Below are 23,791 nucleotides of genomic sequence, written 5' to 3' on the forward strand. Positions count from 1 at the left end.
ATGACAATTGAAAATAAACTTAAAAGTATTTTATCTGAGTTTTTTAGAGATAAATATTTTTCTCAAGGTATTTTAGAATTAAGAGAATCTTTAAACAATAATTCTTCTTACAGCAATTATTGGGAAGATGTTGCTAGATTGATACTAAATAAAGAATTAAATAACCCTCTAGATTTGGTTCATAATTCTGCTAATCAAGTACTAGATGAAAATAGTGAGGAAGAAGCTTATAAGTGGTTAAATTTTGTACTACTTAATTCACTTGGAAATAAAGACTCTATAATTATTGACTAATAATAAGTTCTTTTTTATTAATGCCTAATTATTTTTTTTAGAAGTAATTCTATAATATTTTAACTTATTCCAATATAAATTATTCCTATTAAAACAATACGCAATCATTTTTTTGCTTTAATATATTTGTAAGCAACATGTCTGGGGAGACATATAGATTATTTAATTTTCTATTAAACAAACTGTCTTATTATAAAAAAGGCAGTTTTTTAAGTTTATAGACATATCTTCTTTATTATATAAGTTTTTTCTATACTCCTTTAAATAAGAAAGTATTTAATAAATATAAAAAAGGCTGAATTCAAATGAATTCAGCCTCAATTATTAAGGTAATTACTTCCCTCAAAAGTTTACTTAATAATCACTAATTTTCTATAGAGTCTTTTACCTTCTACATTTAAATCATAAACATAAGTTCCTTCTGGTAACTTTTTACCTTCTACAACTCCATTCCAGTTAAAAGCATGTTTGCCTTTGGTAAATTTACCCGAATGTAACCTTCCTAAATTTTGCCCTACCATATTATAAATATGTAATTCTGCATGAGCATCTTTAGGTAAAGTAAATGTTATTTCAGTATGGTTTACCATTGGATTAGGTTTGTTTTGTGCTAATGTTAAACTTACCTCATTCTCTTTAATTACCTCATTTTTATGTGCAATATTAAAAACGTAAGGTGTTGTTAAAGTCCCTAAGCTTTGATTAGCTACAAAAGTCTCTTCATTTGTTAAATCAACAAGCTGGTTGCCATCATACAATTTAAATTGAACCGTTTCTTCTTGATTACTTCCTACTCCTAAATAATAATGGTATTCATCATTAATTAACTCTGCCTTTGAAGCTCCTCTTAACTCATTATCCACCATGGCTAAAATTGTATACGCTTTGGTATTATCCAAATCCTCTGTAACTAATTTACCATTGATATACATAAAGTTTGCATAAGCATTTTCATTCACTGCCATTCCTAAATCTTTATAAGAAGGAGTTGTTTCTAATTGACTAGGTATTTGCTCTTTTACGGTAGTAGAAAGTATTTCTCCTTTTGCAGCAAACCTAGCTTGAGGTGCATTAGTAGTAATACCTGAATAGTTAATAGCTCCTGCATTTTTTGCTTTGAAAATATAACCTAAACCTGGTGTTAAATGAGTTAAACTTCCTTTCCACCCTTCAGTAGTTGAATATTCAGCAAACAACCCTCTTCTCTCAATTCTATCTCCTGCACTTACTTTAGTAGCAGTAAACGATCTAACTGCATAACTTGTACGCTCTAAATTGTTTGGATAGAATGGAAGAGCATTGGATACATTACCTCCTACTATTGCTAAATTGGTATTTAAGTTAACAGGTAATCCTACTATTTCTATATACTTAACTGTATTTGTAGCCACCTTAACTAAATAAGCTTTAGAAATATCAATAGCTGTTAAATTCCCTGTAAAGCTACCATTGGCTCCTACTACTGCTTTTTGTGATGGATTGGTAATATCCAAGATTTCAGAAGCTACTGGTAGTCCTTTTATCGCTGTTAATGATAAAGTGTTAGCCATTTTAGTATCTTTTAAATTAAAACTTAACTCTTGGAATCCTTGTACCACAGGGATTCTTCTTTTTACCTTGTTACCTACCGTAAAAGTTACAGGCATTGCATCCGTACCTTTGCGCGTATTATAAGCAAAACTATAATTCTCTAGTATTCCTTCATATTCTGTACACTCTGAAGCATCCCAAATTCTAAAACTTAACGCATTCGTTTCATCTGCATTTCCAAAAACGGTTAAACTAACCAATCCATTGCTAGCTACTTTAGCATACCCTCTAGGTGTATTGCCTATATAAGCTGTTACAACATCATTAACATCTAATGATTTTTGGTTATTAATCAATAAATTCCCTTTAAAATCCATGGTAAATGGGTAATCGTTTTTAAAGCTTTGTGAAACTTCCGGTTCTGGACAAGTAACAAGTACTTCAACTCTAAAACTTTCAACTCCCAACTTAACTCCAGTGGTTTTATTACTAGTTTTAATATAAATATTAGCACTATGAATACCTGGGTTTAAGAAGCTTTTAATTTCAAAGACTAGATTACTGTTAGTTTCCCTAGCTTTAATAGTATTTACTGCTCCCTCAGTAGCACTGGCTCCTGATTTTACCTCAAACCATACTGGTAAATTTTCAAAGGTATAAGCTACATCTACGCCTCCATCTTTATTAATTAAATCAATAGTGTCAATGGTAGTTGCTTCTCCTTGATTCTGTGTAACTGATATATTATTTTGACTCCATTTCAGTTTACTTCTATCAACTATAAAGCTCCAAGATGTTTTGTCAACTTTATTTCCTAATGGATCTTCTAACTTTTTATCTTTTACAAAAACGGTTAAACTAGCCCCTTCCACAAACTCTAAATCTTGAATTTTCATATTGAAATTGATTATTGTATTGCCTTCAGACATGGTAGTTTCAAATTGAATGTCTTCTACTGTTTTAGTTTGATCTAATGGTGCCGCTGCCTCATTAGTAACAAATTCTATACTATTAGCTGTAGTACCTGAAGCATTTCCTGTAAAATCTTGAATAGCTTCATCTGGGTTACCATTAACCCCTTGTTTAGCCAATTTATTATCATTGAACACAAAGTACGCTTCTAATGTATCTTCACTACCATTTAATTGATTTTTCATATTACTTACTATCTGTGCAGGTGTTCTTAACGATCTCCATAAACGGATTTCATCTAAAGAACCAACAAAGGCATCTCCATTAATTACTGGAGCTATTACAATAGGTGCTTCATTTGTTTTTAATACCGTTGATATTTTCCCTGATCCTACTGGATTACCATTAAAATAGATAGTAGCATTTCCATTCACTTTATCAGCTATTACTGCTACGTGCGTCCAAGTAAAAGCTTGCAACCCTACAGATGATTTCACACCATCTCCAATATCTATTTTACCATCTGACCTTAATAAAACGCCATAGTTATTTCCTTTTTGTAAAATAGGTACACTCCCAGAGGTTGGGTATTTTGCTGGGTTTATCCACATTTCAATCGTTACTTCTTTTTCTAAATTAAACCTACTATCATGAGGAATAGTTATAAGATCATTAACGTGATCTAATTTTACTGATGTTAACGGTTTAGGAACCCCACCTAAAATACCTCGCATTGCTAATGAGCTAGTATTTACTGTAGCTGGATTTAGTGGTGCTGAAAATTTAGCCGAAATAGTTCCACTAGTATGAATTCCTCCATTATCTGGTGTAGTTAACACTAATTTTGGAGGTGTTCTCGCTATTTTTCCTTTTACAAAAGGAGTTGGATTTTTTCGGTTGTTTGGATTATCCGAACCTCCATCACCACATACAGGTACTATTCTAAAATTATATTCTCCATCTGTTATACCTGAAACATCTGCGCTATACTCTACAAAATCTGTTTTAGTATTCAAATGTTCTTTTAAGGTTTTAAGATCTAATTTCTTTAAAATTTTAGGCCTATTATTCCCTTTAATAGTATATTCTAAATCTACTGAAAAATCATCGGTATCAGGTTTGTCTTTTAATTCTGGTATTCTAAATTTAAAATTTAATTTATCTTCATCCGTACCATTAACCACCCAATCGTTTTGAGGTGTATCTGCCTCAATTTCTTCAATACATGGTCCTGTAAAATGTGCGGTTACCTCTATTTCCGCAAAAGGTTTTACTCCAACCTCTGCATACTCATCTACCCTGTATTTTCTATATCCTAGCCCTACTAAATCACAGTCTGCATACATTTGTATTTTAATATTTTCATATGAAATATTAGAAGGAGCATCGGTTCCTCTAGCAATACGTAATTGTGCTTTTACCTCTCCTTTAACTCCTGTATTTGAGTCCTTATCTAAATCAAATATAATACGAGAGGCAGTAGTAGGCTCAAAAATAGGCGATTCATTTAAATTTACTACAGCTCCTAATGGATTGGATGCTCCATCCATACCCACTGTGTATATTTTAAAAGTAGCATCTTCTGCAATTTGGGTATTTCGTAAGGTTAAATTGTATAATATAGATTCATCACCAGTACCATATCCTACAAGCTTATCTGAAACAAGTTCCGCTCCATACCTTGGTACTGTTCCTGATTCAAACGGACAAGAACTTCTACCAGCATTGGTTAAAAACATAGGCGTATCATAATGAGGATCTCTTCTAATAGAAACGTCAAATTGATCACCAGCGTCATCGTCATTCAACGTAAAACTATCAATTCTGTTATTTCCATTTCCATTAGATGTTACATTGTTTCTAAAACCATGTACTTTTGTTTCACTATTTAATAACAAACCTACTCCAAAAATAGTTTTTTCAAGTGAAAATTTATAGCCCGTATAAGCTCCACCTCCAACAGTATTTCCTTCATTTTTAATTTTTGATCTTGATAAAGTATAACTTATTTGAGTTAATGCGTCAAATGCAATTCGCTTATCTAAAATACTCGGATTTAATCCAGCTCCACCCTGCCCTGGGTCATTAGTATTTGTTAATTTTTTAGTGGTTGAATTAAAATCAAGGCCTTTATTAAAATTAGCTTTTTTTAACTTCTCATGATTAATTCTCATAATTCTATTCCAACTATCAATTTGATGCAAATAGTTAACAATGTCCTTATCTTTCTTATTTTTTGGCTTTTCCGCTAACAACTTATCTAATGTAGCTTTCAAATCCAAGTAATTTCTACCTTTAGGATTAGAAGTAATATTATTGTTTTTATTGTATTTTGCAATTGCACTTCTATACAAACCAGGGATAACATTATCAACTAAACTTTGTTTTGTAAAAGCAAAAGGAATTAAACCAGTAGGTTTTGCTACCTTATTAGAGATTTTTATAACAGGTGTGCACTCATTCATTTCAAGTATTTTACCTGTTCCAAGAGCAATAACCCTAGACATACCAATAAATACATCTGCGTCTTCCCCCACATAAGTAGGATCACTAGGGGTAGATACTTGTTTATCTAAAATTACCGTGGTTTCACCTGAACTATGATCAACATACTGAAAATCAGCACCTACATTAATATTATTTTCACCTACATTTTCAGAAACAGAAGTTCCTGAGGCTACAATAGCAGCAGCTCCTACTCCTACGGCTGTACCTGTTATTAATTTAGTTTTCAAGTTTACCTTAAGACCAAGAGAATTATCTGTAGTAATATTAGTTCCTTTATCCGTTGAAAAAGAAGTTGTAAAAGTTGCTCCTTTAGCTAAAGTCGCAAAACTATTATCACCAGGAGGATCATGCAATACGTACCCTACTTGTGGTTCTATTAACGTAAAATCAGAATTACCTTGGCTAGCTCCTGTTATAATTGCTTTTTTAGTGACTGTAGCATTTCTTCCCTTATGACTTGCAGATACAATAAAACTTCTGGTATAATCTCCTAAATAATTAGGCATTGAAGCTACTGTGTAAAAATTTTTGATATTAGCCGAAGCATTAATTATTAAGTCATCCTTAGATAAAATAGCATCTCCTCCAAGTTTTACTATTGCATCTTCAACAAAACATTTATTGTCTCCATAACGTTCAAAAACTGAGACACTCATTTTAAATCCTTCATGACTTTTTAAAATATACTTTCCGTCACAACTTGGTTCTATTTTATCTCCTACATACTTTTCAGCATCTTCTGGATGTAACGAAATAGCAGGAAAATCTTTTACTTTATACATCTCAACTTCAACCTCTATCGGGTTTCTATATTGAAAATCATAGGTTAAATTCTCTCTACGTAAATCTAAGACTGGGCTTTCTATAGTTCTATTAGAATTTTCATTGGTGATAGAAACTCTATACCTACCTGGAATTAAACCATCTATCTTGAAAATAGTTCCACTACTATCAAAGTTACTATTGCTTATACTTTTTTCAAACTTTGGATGTTCAATATCTGTACGGACTATTTTTCCTGTCCAAGTACCCGCTCTATTATTACAAGGCACTACAATATTCCCTATAAAACTTCGTCTGGTAATATTCTCAAAATGCAAATTTTGTAACGGTTCCTCTACAACTACTTCATAACTATTTCCTTTAGGATTAAACTTTGTATTCGTTGCTTTATAAGCATATTCCGCCTCTCTTAAATACTGTTTACTGTTTTTGTTATTAAAAAAACAGCCACCCTCAAACAACAAGTAATTGTTATTCTCTTCTTTAGCAACTTTATTAATAGCTCTTGTTCCATATTTTTGATTAAAAGAATATGACAATTTTAAAAAAGTTTTATCATTTACAATTAATTTACCTTCTCTTAATTTAGTAATATTAGTTTGAGTAAAAGCAGTATTTCTATATTCTAAAACATCTAAATTAGCCCTTGAAAAATTAGTATCTTTACCAGCTATAGTTTCTTTTCCTAAAACTACATAATCATTAATATTAAGTGAGTTTTGAGCGATAGTTTTTTTAGAATTATTCAAATAAAAACTCAATTTATTACCTTCCTTATCAAAAGTTACAGCCCAAAAAACAAATTTCCCTTTAAGATTATCATTAATCGTTTCCGATAATTTTACCTCTTTATCTTTATAAACTTTTATGGTGGTATTATTTACTAACTTTATTTGTAGCTCTCCCCATTCTAGAATAGTTTGTATTTCAGGAATTTGATCTTGATCTCCTAACTTTACATGTGGTCTTATAAAGCCCGACCAAGTAAAACTTTTTCCTGCATTACTTATTGGCTGATTTGATGTAGCATACCCTGTTTTTCCATCAAATCCAAGGCTTCCTTCATATAAACGATCTTCATTTTTTAAATTAAGTTTAGGGTTAGGTGTTATAATATGTTTACCAGGTGCAGTTTTTATTACATAAACTCCATTAATATCGGTAGTTACCTTAGATTCTTCTTTACTTTGAACAACAGTACCATCTACTTTCAAAGAAGTTCCAATAGGTACAGGGTAATGGTTATCTCCTACTTTATAAGATATTGCGCCTGTAATAGGCAAACTTGAAACATCTGTAAAGTTCACGCTAGTTACTTCAGCTCCATTTAATTTTCTAGGCACACTAGCCTGTTTAGTTTTAGGTAAAAATTTAAATCGAGGCTTTGAGGGCTCAATAGTAAATTCAAACTTAGTATCATTATTAGTTACGCCTTGTATTCCTGTATTTAATGTGGTAAATTCATAGTTACCCGTTTCATTAGTATAAGTAGCATAGGTTATTTTTGGTTGTTCATTTGCTGCTAAATGTTTTAAAGCACCCTTACTTTCTGCCATATATTGTCCCTTTCTACTAGATGAAAAATTATACGCCTTATGAGAGTCATTAAAATCAAAACGGTAATAGGCAAATAAATTAGGTTCATCACCCCCTACAATATGCTTAGCATATGCAGCGATTTCTAATGGTGTTTTTGCAACATTCCAAAAGCGTACTTCATCTAGGTAATACCCTATTTTAGTAGAAGCACTTAAACAAAAAGAATTGGTTCCTCTTAAATCAATAGCAAATAGATTAGGAGTACTTGCATTAGATATTAATTTTCCATCTTCAAACAACATTCCTCCCTTAGCTCCAGCTGTAAAAGCATAATGATGCCATTGAGTATCAGAAGTCCTAGAGCCTTCTATATACTTTTTGCCTGCTAATTTTACGGCTATGCTATTCTTAGTCATATTTAATTCTGCATTCCCTACTTTTAAAATTTTGTTAGCTGCTTCACCTATAGCAGGTGTTTTGTACCAAAATTCAAATGTAACACCACTAGTAGCTTTTCTAAAAGGCTCTATATTCTTAATAAAAATTGGGTCTACATCTTTTTGTATATGCAAAGCACCTCCTGGGTTTACTGCAGCTTTTGCCTCTACTTTTGCAAACTTCGTTGCCACGCTAGAAGAGGTTTCAATAGTTCCGCTTACTACACCATTAGGCAATACAAAACCTGTATCCTTTCCTGTTAATGTAGCCGCTCCTTCCTTTTTAGCTTGTATAGTATACTCATATAATTCATTGGGTAAAATACCTTTATCTATATATACTATTTTTTCTGAAGGTTGTTTGTTGTTTACATTTCGTTCTGTATGAATTACTGTACTTGTAGTTCCTGAGCGAACATTTTTACGTAATACTTGATATTCATCGGTATCTTTTATATGTAACCATTTAACTACAATACCATTAGCACCTGCTAATAATTGATGATTACTTCCATCTCCTTTACTCGTTTTTACAATAATTTTATTTAAGTTTAAAATAGGATGGGCAATGTCTGTACCTATTCTAGCTACTTCTGTATTTTTATAAGAACTTGTAAATTCTGCATTTTTCACCAAATTATCGTTTGGAAAATAATCGTACAATAAATTTTTCCAAGAAGAGGTAATAAGAGTTTTATTATTAAAATTATCATAATGAGCTACTACATCATTGGTAAATATAGCCTGCAAACCATTCTTTTTTAATTCTGCTAATGAGTTTTGTGTATTTTTATAAAAACTTTGATACTGTTGCAATTCAATTTGTTCTTTTGTTTTTAAAGAGGCCCATGTTCTGTACTCCGCTAAAAACAAATCTGTTTCAGAATTACTCGTGATATATAAATCTTCAACATCAACCATTGATATTTTAGTAAATAATTTCTCCTCACTATTTATAAACACGCGTAATTCTTGCACATCATTATCTACAGTAATAGTAATATGATTCCAATAATTTTTAAATAATTGATCACCCAACAAAAGGTTAGCCTCTAATTTTTTAGCACCAATTTGTAAGTGAATTTTTTTGGTGGTAATATTTAAAGAAAAAGTCTTATTAGATGGTTTTAAATTTGTAACACTCCAATTAACATCGCTATTTTGAGCTCCATCCTTAGTATTGTGCATAGCCCAAAACTCAATAGTTGCTTGTTTATTATTACCTTTTTTTAATAACTCCTTTAAATTGGTTTGAGGAGTAAATACCCTATTATATTTTCCTTTACTTTGTAAATGCAATACAGCCAAATCATTGGTTTGTTGTGCATGTATTAAAGTAAAAGAACTAAATAAACCTACTAAGATGAACGTTAGCAGCTTAAATAGTTTTTTTACGTTTTTATATTCCATAATTTTTAAATTAAAGTGAGTTTTGTATTGATTGTAAACTGAAAATAAAACCGTTATCAACTTTCCACGTGTCTTTATTTGAGTCAGATCTTCTAATACCATTTGAATCATGATAAATAGTATGCCAATAATTTCCACCAGAACGTACCATTCCCCTTCTTCCATCATTATTTGTATATGGTACTAATGAAACTTTAGTATTATCACCAGCATAATTTAAGTACCATATGTATTTATTTTTTTCACTTTCTATAGTTTCCTTAGAATAATTTTCAAAAAAAGGTCTCCCAAATTTTATCTTAAGAAATAGTTTTTTGTTTTTAGCCAATGCTATAAGTACACCTCCTTCATTTTTTAAAGTTGGGTGTGGTACTAACATTAATGCATTTAAATACCCAGTTTTTAAATCAAAATTACTATTTGTTATTTCTTTAGGTTCTAAAAGATTATTGGAAGGGTTATAACTAGCTAAAAATGTTTTATTTGATGATGAATCATTATTTATTAGTCTGAACAATGTAATATCATCCTGTGCTTTTACTCCAATACTTAGCAGTAAAAACAATAATGTTAAATATATACTTCTCATAGTATTACTTTTTTAAAGTATTTAATTTTACTTGTAAATTATCAATCAATTTTTGTTGTTGAATAGTATATAAGGTTAGCTCTTCTACTTTTTCTACCAACTTTAACGTAAGCTCTTTTAACTCCATTCCTTCTTTTACCACTTCTTTTTCAGATTTCATATTTGGTAAATGTTGGTGCTTTTTAATAAAAGTAGCCACTTCTTTTAGAGGCATTAAGTTATAATCATTGGCAAATACATAATCTGGGAAAGAACCTACTTTTAAGGTTACTTTATTCGCTGTAATATCTTTTGCTGTTATGTTATTAGTATTTAATTGAGGTGTATATATTTTTGTTTCATATCTATTAACCTCAAAAAGATCCCTAGAATAAAATGCGTGTTTAATCTTAAAAAATGCATTTTTATCATTACCATCTCTTGCCGCTATTGTAAACTCGGTTTCCCTAGTCGAAAAACCTCTTATTGCATTAGGTCCCACAGAAAATGTATTATATCCCTTTCCTCTCAAAGATACTGACAGAGGATGTTCCACTTTATGAACATATGAATTTTGCGCTTGCAAATTTGAGACAAAACTCATTAAAAAGAATGCTAGAGTTAATATTATTATTTTTTTCATAATTGTTTATATTTAAATTGCTATAAAATGATTGTATTTTTTTTAATTTTTATTTCAAAGGGTACCTTTATAGATACCCTTTTTCTTAACCCTTCTATGTATATATAAAAGTGTTAAGGGTCGTACATAGATGATTTTATTAGTTTGTTTTTAACCCTTCTTTTTATATAATTAACTTCAAATAATTTCATAAGTATAATTTAAAATAAGTAACACCTTGCTCTATGCTGCTTGTACCACATTTATTAATTGTTTATGCCTATTATAAAAGTGTATAAAATCTTTAAAATGAATAATAATAGGAATAGTAGTAGAACCTAAGTAAACTACAGGGTCTCCAATAGCTGAAACTTTTATACCTAACATTCTTAAAATTCTGTATAATTTAGCATCACACTCTGCAAACGCTACACTTTGCGTATCTTTAGTAAGTGGAGCTAAGGCCAGTACTAATAGTTGCTTTAGAAGCACCAAACTTTTACATTTTTTATGAATAGCAAAACGACCTATATGAAATACTGGCTGTTTAGGTGAGATAAATTTTTTAATATCTATTCCAAAAATTTTCTCAATAGGAAGGCTAACGTCTTTATATTTACAAACTCTTATACCCGCTACAATAGTATTTTGTATATCTTTAGCTATATAATACGCTGAATTTTCAAAAAACAACGCTTCTTCTTTATAAAGATCATAACATTCGGTAAACAAACTTGAAGTATTATCGTTTACAGTATGATGTGCATAATTTTCTTTAACAATAAATTGAATTAACTTAAATAATTCTCTCTTCGTGTTTATTTCATGAAAATTGTTTTGTAAATACATAAGTGTAAGTTTTTTGAGGATTAATAATTACACTAACAAACCTATAAAACACTACTTACCAAACCACTACCCTATAAGATAGTGTAAAAAAAACTACCCTAAGGGATAGTGTATTGCCTGTATAAAAAAAGCTGCACCTAAATGATGCAGCTTTTACCTTAACTTTTAAATAAAATCTTATTCTATTAATAATTTTCCTTGTAGCATCTGTCCCTTGATTTTGATTGTATAGAGCCCTGGTTTAAGTCCTGAAATCTTTAACACTTTACTGTTCTTTCCTTTTTGTATTTGTATCTTCTTTTCCATTACTTTACTTCCTACCATATCATACACTACTACACTTGCTTTCTTTACCTCTTGAATAGCTTGCCACTCTAATATTACTTTATCTGTAGCTGGATTTGGATACAATTTAAAACTATGCCCAAGTGATAAATTTAACTTCTCTTTTGTTAAAACACCTACTTCTTTATTACCTCCGTTTTTTTTTGAAATTTTAGATGATGTAACTGTATAATTAATATCGCTGTATTCTGCATTTGTCCAATAATAATTCTCTTGGCTATCCACATCACTTTGAGTAACCAAAGCTGCAAAAGTATCTTTATCAAAACCAAAATCTTTGATAGAAACTTCCCATTTTATATCTTTTTCTATTCCAGCAGAAATTTTACCATTCTCTCCTACTTGAATAAACAAAGGATAATCATATAACCAGCTTCTAGTATTAGCATTGTCATATAATACTTTTAAATTTCCATTGTTTCTTGTAATAAACACTAATTTATTCTTTTCAGTAGCAATGCCTATATAGATAAAGTTCGCTTTAGGGCTACTAGAAGCCCTTAACATAATGCCGCCTGTAGGCCCTGTACCATTTATATAATTTACCTTAAAAGGATTTGAAAACCAATTTTTAGTTAAATGTAATTTTCCTACTCTCTTTACTTTAGCAGAAATTTTAGCTCCTTGTTTAAGTATTTCCTTGTTTAATTTCTTAAAAAATAAAAGGTCATCACCTCCATTTTTATTAAAACATCCACTTCCAATAATATTCGCATATCTCTTACGATGAAAACTAGAAATATCAGTTATTCCTTTACCAAAATTTTGATACGTTTCTGTAGTAAAATCTGTATTAGTAATTCCTACACCACTTCTAACATCATATATTGTAGTTGGATCCATATCTGCTCCTCCATATGAATCATTATATCTATATCGAATATCATCAGGGTCACTTGTTCCGCCAACATTTGGTGAAGTAAACCAGCCATTACCCCAAAACCTTCCGCTCCATGTTCCCATGCTTTGACCTATTTGATACATTTTATCTATTTCAGATCCCATTTGTCCTTTTATCAATAATTCTTCTAAAGGCACTAATTGATAAGAAGCTTCTGAATTATAATACCAATTGCTAGTAAATTTTCCTATTCTTAAAGCTGCTTGAGGTGCTTTTAGATTTTTTTTAGGGTAGTATGAAACTCCTGGCGCGTTTAAATCATTCCAATCATTTAACGGAAAAATTGCGTGTCCGTAATCTTTTTTATTTAAATCAAAGAAACGATCACTATTTCCTTTAATCCAAACTATAGGATGTGTTCCATCCCATAGGTAAAGTTTGTATGTTTCTTTAGCATAAGTATCAAAAATATCCATATCATCATCTCCTGCCCAAGGTGTTGCCCACCCTGAAGTACTATGAATAGTAGTTAATACGCCTTTAACTGTTCCTCCTTTGTCTATTAAAACTTCAACAACTTCCATATCATTCAAGTGGTCTCCTGCTGCTCCTATTAATTCATTATATGTATGGTACACTGCATATTTACATAGGTAAAAATCTTTTAACTCTTGAAAAGAAGCATATACTACAGGGCTTATGTCATGATTTGGGCTTTTACGTGCTTGTTCTAAACTCATTGCTAATGTTGTTCTAGACCAATGGCTATTTGAAGCCCAAACATCATCATCATCATCAAAAGTTCCCCAATTAAAATCATGATCTACTCCTACAATTAAATCTTGACCATCATATAAATCTCCTTGTTTTACCTCATGGTGAAAAACCGGAGCGTATCTTTGTAATAGTTCATATCGTGTGAGACCATCTAACGATTGAGCTGATAAAAAAAAGGTATTTGTAATTATACAAATACCTAATAATAAAGTTTTTTTAAAATTAATCATTTATGTATTATTTAAGAAAATTAAAAATTCATAGACATTAATAGACCAGCAGAAGAAACTTCAAATGTTACTTTGGAATGGAAGGCTGTGTTTTTTTCAATTCCTTTATTATATGCCTCTACAGCCCTATTTGTTTTTTTAGTTGAAATTAATGAAGTTATAATACTTGAAACAACTAATACACCTGAAATTCCAGTTAAAACGCTATTAATCTCATTTCCTTTCATATATTCAGCTATGGAATAATCACTTAGAACAACTCCTGTTCCTGCTAAAAAATAACTGTATGTTTTATAGTTTTTGGCTTGTTTTATTAATTTACTAGCTTCTAAATTAGAAGCTACTACCTTTGATAATTTTTTAAAATTTAATTTTTCTTCTTTATAAAGGTACCTGTAACCTCCAAAAACAGATTCTTTCTCTATTTGCTGTCCTTGAACAGCATGTATATTTATACATAATATTACAAAAAGAAAACTTGTAATTAATTTTAACATATTCACATCTCTTATTGTTAAATTTTATTTGTGATTTTTTTTGAAAAAATATAAGCCTATTCCTATACCAATAAAATAGCTGCATTTATAGCTTTTTAATATCTATTTGTCCTAATACATAAGTTAAGTAACTTAATAATAGAAAATAGGAATGTAAAAATCTCTGTTAGTTCTCTTATTAATCGTATTTTAAAAGGCTATCATTTTATAATTATTAAAATAATAGCAATAAAGGCTGGTAAACTTTGAATGAGTAATATTCTTTTTTCTCCTGAGGTAATACTACCTAAAATCCCTGCTACAACTACAAATGAAAGAAAAATAAAGCGATATTAAAAGCCCATTGATTACTAGATATAAAAAAGTCCATAATAAACCTGCTGCTAAAAAAGCATTGTATATGCCTTGATTAAAAGCTAATTTTTCTGATACTTCAAAATAACTGTCTGGATATTTCTTAAATACCTTTTTTCCTTTAGTTTTCCAAACAAAAGATTGTAGATAGAATGTATATAGGTGAATAATACTTACAAAAACAATTATAACATTAATAATAAATATTATAGTATTTTAAGTTTATATTAGGTATCGGTATTTATAAAATAAAACTCTGGGAATTTTTTAACAGGTTTTCTTGTACATATTTTATATATCAGTGATGTGCACATTGCTGCAACCAATGAAGAAGCTATTCCTAATTGTGGTGGACTTGGCTCTTTATTATCATCCGATAAATAGTTATTTAAAATATCTTCTAAAAACTCTTGAGGTTCATCCCAAAATCGCAGATAGCTTAAAAAGTACTTTACAACGTCTAATTCAGAAAAAGACTTTTTATTCTTTTGTATATCTCTAAAATTTAAACTTGTTTTATCAATAACACATACCGCTCCTGCTAATCCCAAATTATAAGGATGTAAAATTATTATATCATGCTCCATACAAAAATCATCAAGATGAATTGACATATTATTTTCAAAGTCAATAGCGTTAATTACTACTTTACATTCTTTTATTATTTCAGTAAGATTATCTGGTGTTATAAATTGTGCTATCGGTTTTAAATTAATATTTGGATTTATAGTTTTTAATCTTTTATACAATACATCTACTTTATGTACCCCAACATCTTCATAAGTGTAGTTTTGTCTATTCAAATTGGTTATTTCCACAATATCACCATCAACAATAGTCAAGTTCTCAAACCCTATTCTAATCAAATTTTCTGCAATATTGCTCCCTAGTCCTGCTCCAGCGATTAAGACAGGGAAATTTTTAAGTTGTATTTGATCTTCATCAGATACGTATAAATAATTTCTTTTATATAGTGTTTCCATAATTTCAAAAGTATAACTTCCTAAAATACTATACTATACCCATGTGTATAGTATTTTATAATAATTTATTAGCAGTTGCATAAGCAATTGCTTCAGAAATTGAATGAACTTCCATTTTTTCAAATATTTTTTTTCTGTGAAACTTTACTGTATTTGAAGAGACAAAAATTTTCTCTCCTATTTCTTCTAACGTATACCCTCTTGCAGATAACTGTAATATTTCAATTTCTCTTGGCTTTAATTTTATTTTAGTTTTTGTTTCCCAATAATTTTTTTCCAGATTATAAGTATGAATAACTCCTGTTTTTTCATTTACTATTGTTACATTACCTTTAGTTTCCTTATTAGATAAAGAAACTAAACACAATGCTTTACCTATTTTACCTTTAGTATTTAAAACAACTGGCGTTAATTTATGATTCACTAAAAATTGATTACCATCTTTTCCTATTAAATTAAAATCATAGGATATTGTATAATCTAACCTTTCTTCTCTAGGAATTTGCTCATAAAAATCAAAACCTGCGGTATTAACCTTTAATAAAAGTTCTAAATCTTCTTCAGGAACATGTTTAAAGTAAAAAGCATACCCCATTTGTTTTACTTCAGTTGCTGAATTGCCACACAAAAAAAGTGGATTTTCTGATACGTAATCAAAACCTTTACTGTGATAATTAATTACATAAACACTTTTATAGGTAACTCTAGCAAAAGCTTCAATAGACTTAATAAATTTTTCAAGATTAAATTTTTTTATATCTGAGGTATCATACACTGTATTTTTTTCTGAAAAAAAATCATTCACATTACTCATATAAAATTGTTTTTTGTTGGTTTTAGTTAATTAGGATTAAAAAGGAACTAACAAAAATCAATTTTCTTTAATTTTTTCACAAAAACAAAAAGTGCTAAAAGATGATTTAGGACTTTTTTAAATACTGAATATCAATAAAAGATATCCTAAAAGACGATATAGGACTTATAGATATAAAAATAAAAGCTTTTTTTTTTGATCTTTGTTAGACTCTTTTTTATGGGGGAGTCAACTACATATATCATTTAGTTGTTCATAATTAATAATTATGATATCTTAATTGTTACAGCTGTCTCAATTGTGACAATTAAATTTTAGGGGAAAGAGACTGTAAAAACAGTCTCTTTCATTTTAAAACAGATAAATAATTCCTTTTTTTGTTTCATTACACGAAAAATATTAACATCCCTTGTAATATTCATATATAAAAACCCCAAGTAATAGTATTTATTACTTGGGGTTTATTCTTTTTATAAATGTAAAGTAATGAACCTTTGTTTTAAAGAGAATTTATATACTCACTAGGACTTTTCTTTTCAAACTTCTTAAAGGCTTTATAAAATGTAGATTTTGAACTAAAACCTGATTCGTTGGCAATTCCTAAAATTGAATAATTTTCATAACTAGTATCTTTGGCTTTTTCCTTAAACTCATTAATTCTGAATTTATTTATAAATTCATTAAAATTTGTTCCTGTAAAAGAGTTTATTAATTTAGATATATACTTAGAATGCATATTCGTCTGTTCAGACAATACTTTCAATGTTAATCTAGAATTACTATACATTCTTTTTTCTATAATAAGTTCCATCAATTTTTCAAAATCTTGTCTTTCAATTTCATTCAATTTAGAAACATTTAATTCTCTATTATTATCTAAAACTAACATTTTTGAAACAGTTTTTGGCTTTCTCTCTTTTCTAAAATTAAAAACAGGTCTATTAAAAATGAAAAATTGAAAGCAAATTAAAAAAACTAGTAATTGAATTATCGAATAAGAAACTGTAAAAAAAGTAGTATAATTAGGTTTAAAACTAATAAAAGTATCTTCAATTATAATTAATACATAATAAACTAGTGCACCCAATAAGTATACATTTATAAAATAAATAAAATGTCTATTTCTTACATAAAACCTTTTTGAATTTCTCTCGACAAGCTTTTTTGTAGAAATTATAAAAAAGAGTAGATAACTGATATTAAATAGAAAATCTATTAGAGTATAAAAAACATCAAATTCTTTTATATAAGTCAAATTAATTAATAGTACAAAAAGTGAAATTATATAATTATGAGATTTTGATAAATTAAGACTTTCAATTAAAAAAAAGTAAAAAAAACAATCTACAATTGAAAATTCATAAGCATAAAAGAAATAATTCCCTATATAGTTTTCAAGTGACTCAACCAAGAAGAAAAAGAAAAAAAGAAATATAAAAAGCTTACTTTTTTTTGATGCAAACCTATTACTGTTATCATATATTAGCACACATATTATAACTAAGAGAGAAATAACTATAATATCAAGAAAAGTAACAATGTTTATTTTCTGCATGTACAATTAGTTATTAATAAATTTAAACTTGCATATCAATAACAAGTTAAATAAAAAATTAAAAGGAGTAATAGTAAAACAATTATCTAAAAAAATACCCTACCTTGAATAAATAAAAAACTTATATAGATTTTAAATATTCTTTTGGACTCATATCTTCTTTCTTTTTAAAAGCTTTGTAAAAAGTAGATTTTGAGCTGAAACCTGACTCTAATGCAACACCTAAAATAGAATATCCTTTATACTCTTCTTTTAGAATATTCTTTTTAAATTCTTCAATTCTTAGATTATTTATAAAGTCATTGAAATTGACTTTCTCGTATGTATTAATTAATTTTGAAATATATCTAGTATCCATACCAATATCTGATTGAAGTAATTCTAATGTTAGTTTTGGATTTAAATACATTTTTTTTTGCAAAACAAACTCTAATAATAGTTTAAAATCACTTTTACTTTTAATATCGCTTTTACAACTATGCTTATCTAGTTTAGATTTCAATACTGTATCTATAAATAAAAAGTTAATCTTGTATTTTATTAAAATTATAAAGAAAGTAAACCAAAAAGGTATTACAAAAATATAAATCATTTCCTCATAATCTTCTAGTTTTGGTATAAAGTAACTAGTAACATCTACTACTAATTGAATAATGTAAGAAAATCCTATAAAAAAAAGTATCCCAAATATAAAGTTTATAAAAAATTTATTTTGCTCAAAAAAATTAGTTCCTCTATTTTTTAAAAACTTGCTTATTTCAAAATAGAAATATAACAATAATATACCGTTAAATATATAATCAGATATCAAAAAAAAGACTCTGTATTCTATTTTATAGAATATATTAATAAATATAATAAAAACTATAATAATACTCTTAAGAAGAACTCCTCTTTTAAATAAGTTTTCTACTAAAAATAAGTAAAAAAAAGTATCAGCAAAAGAAAAATTTGTATACTTTATGGCTATAAAAAATTCTCCATTAATTACATTATATATTCTATCACTACTTTCAATTATCCATATCAAAAAATAAAGCAGTAATAAATTTTTCCCCTTTATTGAGATAAACAATTTCTTTCTATTTACAATAGAAAAAAAAATAAGTAATAAAAAAGATAACAAAACACACTCTGGTATTATCTGAATAATATCAATTTGTTTCATTTATAATAATTAAAACGGTTAGTAGTATAAATACTTAGTCAATATATTCAAAAGCTTACTAATGATGATAAAATTATATATAAAAAAAGCTCTTAGTTGAAAAACTAAGAGCTTTTTAAAAAGAAAGGCAACGACCTACTCTCCCACCATTGGCAGTACCATCGGCGCTAATGGGCTTAACTTCTCTGTTCGGAATGGTAAGAGGTGAGCCCCATTGCAATAATCACCTTAAATCGTTTCAGTTTATTTCAACTGTATAAGTTAACATATGGTAAAATGATTGATTCGTTTTATAGAATTAGATATTGTTTAGTAAAGAGTTTTCTTCCCCTCACAAGGAGGGGAAGTACGTACATAAGCCTATGGGTTATTAGTACTACTCGGCTACATACATTACTGCACTTACACCTATAGCCTATCAACGTGGTGATCTTCCACGACCCTTTAAAGAAATCTCATCTTGTGGTGGGTTTCGCGCTTATATGCTTTCAGCGCTTATCCCTTCCCGACGTAGCTACTCTGCAGTGCCCCTGGCGAGACAACAGATACACTAGAGGTCAGTCCAACTCGGTCCTCTCGTACTAAAGTCAGATCCACTCAAATTTCTAACGCCCACAGCAGATAGAGACCGAACTGTCTCACGACGTTCTGAACCCAGCTCGCGTGCCACTTTAATGGGCGAACAGCCCAACCCTTGGGACCTTCTCCAGCCCCAGGATGTGACGAGCCGACATCGAGGTGCCAAACCCCCCCGTCGATGTGAGCTCTTGGGGAGATCAGCCTGTTATCCCCGGAGTACCTTTTATCCTTTGAGCGATGGCCCTTCCATGCGGAACCACCGGATCACTATGCTCTACTTTCGTACCTGATCGACCTGTATGTCTCTCAGTCAAGCTCCCTTATGCCATTGCACTCTACGCACGGTTACCAAGCGTGCTGAGGGAACCTTTAGAAGCCTCCGTTACTCTTTTGGAGGCGACCACCCCAGTCAAACTACCCACCACGCACTGTTCTCATCGCTGAGTTAGGCTCTAGATAAGCAAAGGGTGGTATTTCAAGGATGACTCCACAACGCCTAGCGACGCCGCTTCAATGTCTCCCACCTATCCTACACATTACTTATCCAAAGTCAATACGAAGCTATAGTAAAGGTTCACGGGGTCTTTTCGTCCCGCTGCGGGTAATCGGCATCTTCACCGATACTACAATTTCACCGAGCTCATGGCTGAGACAGTATCCAGATCGTTGCACCATTCGTGCAGGTCGGAACTTACCCGACAAGGAATTTCGCTACCTTAGGACCGTTATAGTTACGGCCGCCGTTTACTGGGGCTTCATTTGAGATCTTCGCCGAAGCTAAACCCTCCACTTAACCTTCCAGCACCGGGCAGGTGTCAGGCCTTATACATCATCTTTCAATTTAGCAAAGCCCTGTGTTTTTGATAAACAGTCGCCTGGATCTTTTCACTGCGGCCAGCATTACTGCTGGCGACCTTTCTCCCGAAGTTACAGGTCTATTTTGCCTAGTTCCTTAGCCATGAATCTCTCGAGCACCTTAGAATTCTCATCCCAACTACCTGTGTCGGTTTACGGTACGGGTTCTTATAATCTGAAGCTTAGAGGTTTTTCTTGGAAGCCCTTAGCCGCACTATCCACGCGTCCGAAGAGTTGTGGTACTATCACAGTTCAGCTAGGTCTGCGGATTTGCCTACAGTCCTAATACCTACATGTTTCAACGAGCTATTCCGTCAGCTCGCGGCGGGTTCATTACTCCGTCACCCCATCGCAATTATAAGAAGTACAGGAATATTAACCTGTTGTCCATCGACTACTCCCTTCGGATTCGCCTTAGGTCCCGACTAACCCTCAGCTGATTAGCATCGCTGAGGAAACCTTAGTCTTTCGGTGAGGGGGTTTCTCGCCCCCTTTATCGTTACTTATGCCTACATTTTCTTTTCTATCCGCTCCAGCAAACCTCACAGTTCACCTTCAGCGCAAATAGAATGCTCCCCTACCACTTTTAAAGTCCATAGCTTCGGTAATATGTTTATGCCCGATTATTATCCATGCAAAACCGCTCGACTAGTGAGCTGTTACGCACTCTTTAAATGAATGGCTGCTTCCAAGCCAACATCCTAGCTGTCTAAGCAGTTTCACCTCGTTTTTTCAACTTAACATATATTTGGGGACCTTAGCTGATGGTCTGGGTTCTTTCCCTCTCGGACATGGACCTTAGCACCCATGCCCTCACTGCTGAAAAACATTTTATAGCATTCGGAGTTTGTCAGGAATTGGTAGGCGGTGAAGCCCCCGCATCCAATCAGTAGCTCTACCTCTATAAAACTTTTATTCAACGCTGCACCTAAATGCATTTCGGGGAGTACGAGCTATTTCCGAGTTTGATTGGCCTTTCACCCCTACCCACAGGTCATCCAAAGACTTTTCAACGTCAACTGGTTCGGTCCTCCACTGTGTGTTACCACAGCTTCAACCTGCCCATGGGTAGATCACTCGGTTTCGCGTCTACTACTACTAACTATATGCGCCCTATTCAGACTCGCTTTCGCTTCGGCTCCGAACCTTAAATTCTTAACCTTGCTAGCAACAGTAACTCGTAGGCTCATTATGCAAAAGGCACGCCGTCACCCAGTTAATGGGCTTCGACCGCTTGTAGGCGTACGGTTTCAGGTTCTCTTTCACTCCCTTTCTTAGGGTTCTTTTCACCTTTCCCTCACGGTACTAGTTCACTATCGGTCTTTCAGGAGTATTTAGCCTTACCGGATGGTCCCGGCAGATTCATACAGGATTACACGTGTCCCGCACTACTCAGGGTACTGCTATATCCTCTTCGCTTACCTATACGAGACTATCACTCTCTTTGGTGTGTCTTTCCAAACACTTCTAGTTAACTTAGATTCTAATGTCGCAGCCCTACAACCCCAATATTGCCGTAACAATATTGGTTTGGGCTAATCCGCGTTCGCTCGCCACTACTAACGGAATCACTATTGTTTTCTCTTCCTATGGTTACTTAGATGTTTCAGTTCACCACGTTTGCCCCCTTGCGGGTACTATATCTTCAATATAGTGGGTTGCCCCATTCGGAAATTTACGGATCAATATGTATGTGCCACTCCCCGTAACTTATCGCAGCTTATCACGTCCTTCTTCGCCTCTGAAAGCCTAGGCATCCGCCATACGCCCTTATTTAGCTTATTGTACTTTTTGCTATAGCATATTAAATACTATAACGAGCTCTTTATAATTCTTTATATTTTTATAAAAATATTTCGTTAGATACTATCTAACGCTCTATCTTGATTCTTTACGATATCATTTTACCAATATGTCAATGAACTTGTTTAATGTATCAATGTCTTAATTCATCAATGTTTCAATTCTATAATTGTTACACTTACTAATTTGATTAATTGTTACATTTATCTGTGGAGAATATCGGAGTCGAACCGATGACCTCTTGCGTGCAAGGCAAGCGCTCTAGCCAGCTGAGCTAATCCCCCATTGTTTCTAGTTATGAGGTTTTAGTGTTGAGTTATGAGTTTATCAAAATGCTCAACATAACCCGCTTCTAGAATTTCCTTTTGAAACTAAGCTCTTTTTTATTTTTACTATAGTAGTCTTGGGCAGGCTCGAACTGCCGACCTCTACATTATCAGTGTAGCGCTCTAACCAGCTGAGCTACAAGACTGTTTTTTTCAGTAATGAGCTATTAGTTCTGAGTATTGAGTTTTCCCCCTCAATACTAATACCTAAATGCTCTATACTAATCTTAGATCTTAGTCTCTTGTTTTAAAATTAACAGCTAAAGAGTAAAATATACCTTCTTTGTAACTTCACATCTTTTCTCTAGAAAGGAGGTGTTCCAGCCGCACCTTCCGGTACGGCTACCTTGTTACGACTTAGCCCTAGTTACCAGTTTTACCCTAGGCAGCTCCTTGCGGTAACCGACTTCAGGCACCCCCAGCTTCCATGGCTTGACGGGCGGTGTGTACAAGGCCCGGGAACGTATTCACCGGATCATGGCTGATATCCGATTACTAGCGATTCCAGCTTCACGGAGTCGAGTTGCAGACTCCGATCCGAACTGTGATATGGTTTATAGATTCGCTCCATTTCGCAATGTGGCTGCTCATTGTCCATACCATTGTAGCACGTGTGTAGCCCAGGACGTAAGGGCCGTGATGATTTGACGTCATCCCCACCTTCCTCACGGTTTGCACCGGCAGTCTCGCTAGAGTCCTCAGCTTTACCTGCTAGCAACTAACGATAGGGGTTGCGCTCGTTATAGGACTTAACCTGACACCTCACGGCACGAGCTGACGACAACCATGCAGCACCTTGTAAAGTGTCCGAAGAAAAAGCTATCTCTAGCCCTGTCACTCTACATTTAAGCCCTGGTAAGGTTCCTCGCGTATCATCGAATTAAACCACATGCTCCACCGCTTGTGCGGCCCCCGTCAATTCCTTTGAGTTTCAATCTTGCGATCGTACTCCCCAGGTGGGACACTTATCACTTTCGCTTAGTCACTGAAATAAATCCCAACAACTAGTGTCCATCGTTTACGGCGTGGACTACCAGGGTATCTAATCCTGTTCGCTCCCCACGCTTTCGTCCATGAGCGTCAGTATATACGTAGTAGACTGCCTTCGCAATCGGTATTCTGTGTAATATCTATGCATTTCACCGCTACACTACACATTCTATCTACTTCCGTATAACTCAAGTCAACCAGTATCAAAGGCAGTTCTACAGT

The 23,791-nt window shown here is 32.0% G+C and carries 13 protein-coding genes, 2 tRNA genes and 3 rRNA genes (1 of these 18 only partly in view); 1 reads left to right on the top strand and 17 read right to left on the bottom strand.

Annotation, left to right across the window (positions count from 1 at the left end):
* Complete coding sequence (locus tag ABNT65_RS07280; protein WP_348747559.1) at positions 1 to 294, top strand: hypothetical protein; 294 nt, start codon at positions 1 to 3, stop codon at positions 292 to 294.
* Between the two features lie 350 nt (positions 295 to 644).
* Here ABNT65_RS07280 and ABNT65_RS07285 read toward each other — a convergent pair whose 3' ends face one another.
* The 17 genes from ABNT65_RS07285 to ABNT65_RS07355 form a co-directional block, all read right to left on the bottom strand.
* Complete coding sequence (locus tag ABNT65_RS07285) at positions 645 to 9,413, bottom strand: LamG-like jellyroll fold domain-containing protein (protein WP_348747560.1); 8,769 nt, start codon at positions 9,411 to 9,413, stop codon at positions 645 to 647.
* Between the two features lie 10 nt (positions 9,414 to 9,423).
* Complete coding sequence (locus tag ABNT65_RS07290) at positions 9,424 to 10,002, bottom strand: hypothetical protein (RefSeq protein WP_348747561.1); 579 nt, start codon at positions 10,000 to 10,002, stop codon at positions 9,424 to 9,426.
* A 4-nt stretch (positions 10,003 to 10,006) separates the two neighbouring features.
* Positions 10,007 to 10,624, bottom strand: coding sequence for a hypothetical protein (locus tag ABNT65_RS07295; protein ID WP_348747562.1), 618 nt, complete (start codon positions 10,622 to 10,624; stop codon positions 10,007 to 10,009).
* A gap of 222 nt (positions 10,625 to 10,846) precedes the next feature.
* Positions 10,847 to 11,452 carry an N-acyl amino acid synthase FeeM domain-containing protein gene (locus tag ABNT65_RS07300; RefSeq protein WP_348747563.1) on the bottom strand — a complete coding sequence of 202 codons (606 nt, stop codon included), beginning with the start codon at positions 11,450 to 11,452 and terminating at the stop codon, positions 10,847 to 10,849.
* 177 nt (positions 11,453 to 11,629) lie between these two features.
* Positions 11,630 to 13,645, bottom strand: coding sequence for a T9SS type A sorting domain-containing protein (locus tag ABNT65_RS07305; RefSeq protein ID WP_348747564.1), 2,016 nt, complete (start codon positions 13,643 to 13,645; stop codon positions 11,630 to 11,632).
* Between the two features lie 20 nt (positions 13,646 to 13,665).
* Positions 13,666 to 14,142, bottom strand: a complete 477-nt coding sequence (locus tag ABNT65_RS07310) for a hypothetical protein (protein WP_348747565.1) — start codon at positions 14,140 to 14,142, stop codon at positions 13,666 to 13,668.
* Between the two features lie 200 nt (positions 14,143 to 14,342).
* The gene (locus ABNT65_RS21010) at positions 14,343 to 14,465 is read right to left on the bottom strand and encodes a DUF1304 family protein (protein WP_412766866.1); all 123 of its coding nucleotides are present in this window, start codon (positions 14,463 to 14,465) and stop codon (positions 14,343 to 14,345) included.
* Positions 14,425 to 14,706, bottom strand: a complete 282-nt coding sequence (locus tag ABNT65_RS21015) for a DUF1304 family protein (RefSeq protein WP_412766867.1) — start codon at positions 14,704 to 14,706, stop codon at positions 14,425 to 14,427. Before ABNT65_RS21015 ends, ABNT65_RS21010 begins: the two co-directional genes overlap by 41 nt.
* Before the next feature lie 17 nt (positions 14,707 to 14,723).
* Positions 14,724 to 15,479, bottom strand: coding sequence for a ThiF family adenylyltransferase (locus tag ABNT65_RS07315; RefSeq protein WP_348747566.1), 756 nt, complete (start codon positions 15,477 to 15,479; stop codon positions 14,724 to 14,726).
* A gap of 55 nt (positions 15,480 to 15,534) precedes the next feature.
* The gene (locus ABNT65_RS07320) at positions 15,535 to 16,293 is read right to left on the bottom strand and encodes a helix-turn-helix transcriptional regulator (RefSeq protein WP_348747567.1); all 759 of its coding nucleotides are present in this window, start codon (positions 16,291 to 16,293) and stop codon (positions 15,535 to 15,537) included.
* A 499-nt stretch (positions 16,294 to 16,792) separates the two neighbouring features.
* Positions 16,793 to 17,182 (bottom strand): helix-turn-helix domain-containing protein, encoded by a 390-nt coding sequence (locus ABNT65_RS07325; RefSeq protein WP_348747568.1) that lies wholly within the window; start codon positions 17,180 to 17,182, stop codon positions 16,793 to 16,795.
* 787 nt (positions 17,183 to 17,969) lie between these two features.
* On the bottom strand, positions 17,970 to 19,016 hold the full coding sequence (locus ABNT65_RS07330) for a helix-turn-helix domain-containing protein (RefSeq protein ID WP_348747569.1): 1,047 nt from the start codon (positions 19,014 to 19,016) through the stop codon (positions 17,970 to 17,972).
* Between the two features lie 122 nt (positions 19,017 to 19,138).
* A 5S ribosomal RNA gene (gene rrf, locus ABNT65_RS07335) occupies positions 19,139 to 19,247 on the bottom strand.
* Between the two features lie 119 nt (positions 19,248 to 19,366).
* A 23S ribosomal RNA gene (locus ABNT65_RS07340) occupies positions 19,367 to 22,235 on the bottom strand.
* A gap of 228 nt (positions 22,236 to 22,463) precedes the next feature.
* Positions 22,464 to 22,537 (bottom strand) — tRNA-Ala (locus tag ABNT65_RS07345).
* Between the two features lie 114 nt (positions 22,538 to 22,651).
* A tRNA-Ile gene (locus ABNT65_RS07350) sits at positions 22,652 to 22,725 on the bottom strand.
* A 162-nt stretch (positions 22,726 to 22,887) separates the two neighbouring features.
* A 16S ribosomal RNA gene (locus ABNT65_RS07355) occupies positions 22,888 to 23,791 on the bottom strand (it continues 616 nt past the right edge of the window).
* The 16S, 23S and 5S rRNA genes sit together here with 2 tRNA genes alongside, the layout of an rRNA operon.

Source organism: Tenacibaculum sp. 190524A02b (assembly GCF_964036645.1).
Taxonomy (GTDB): Bacteria; Bacteroidota; Bacteroidia; order Flavobacteriales; family Flavobacteriaceae; genus Polaribacter; species Polaribacter vairaonense.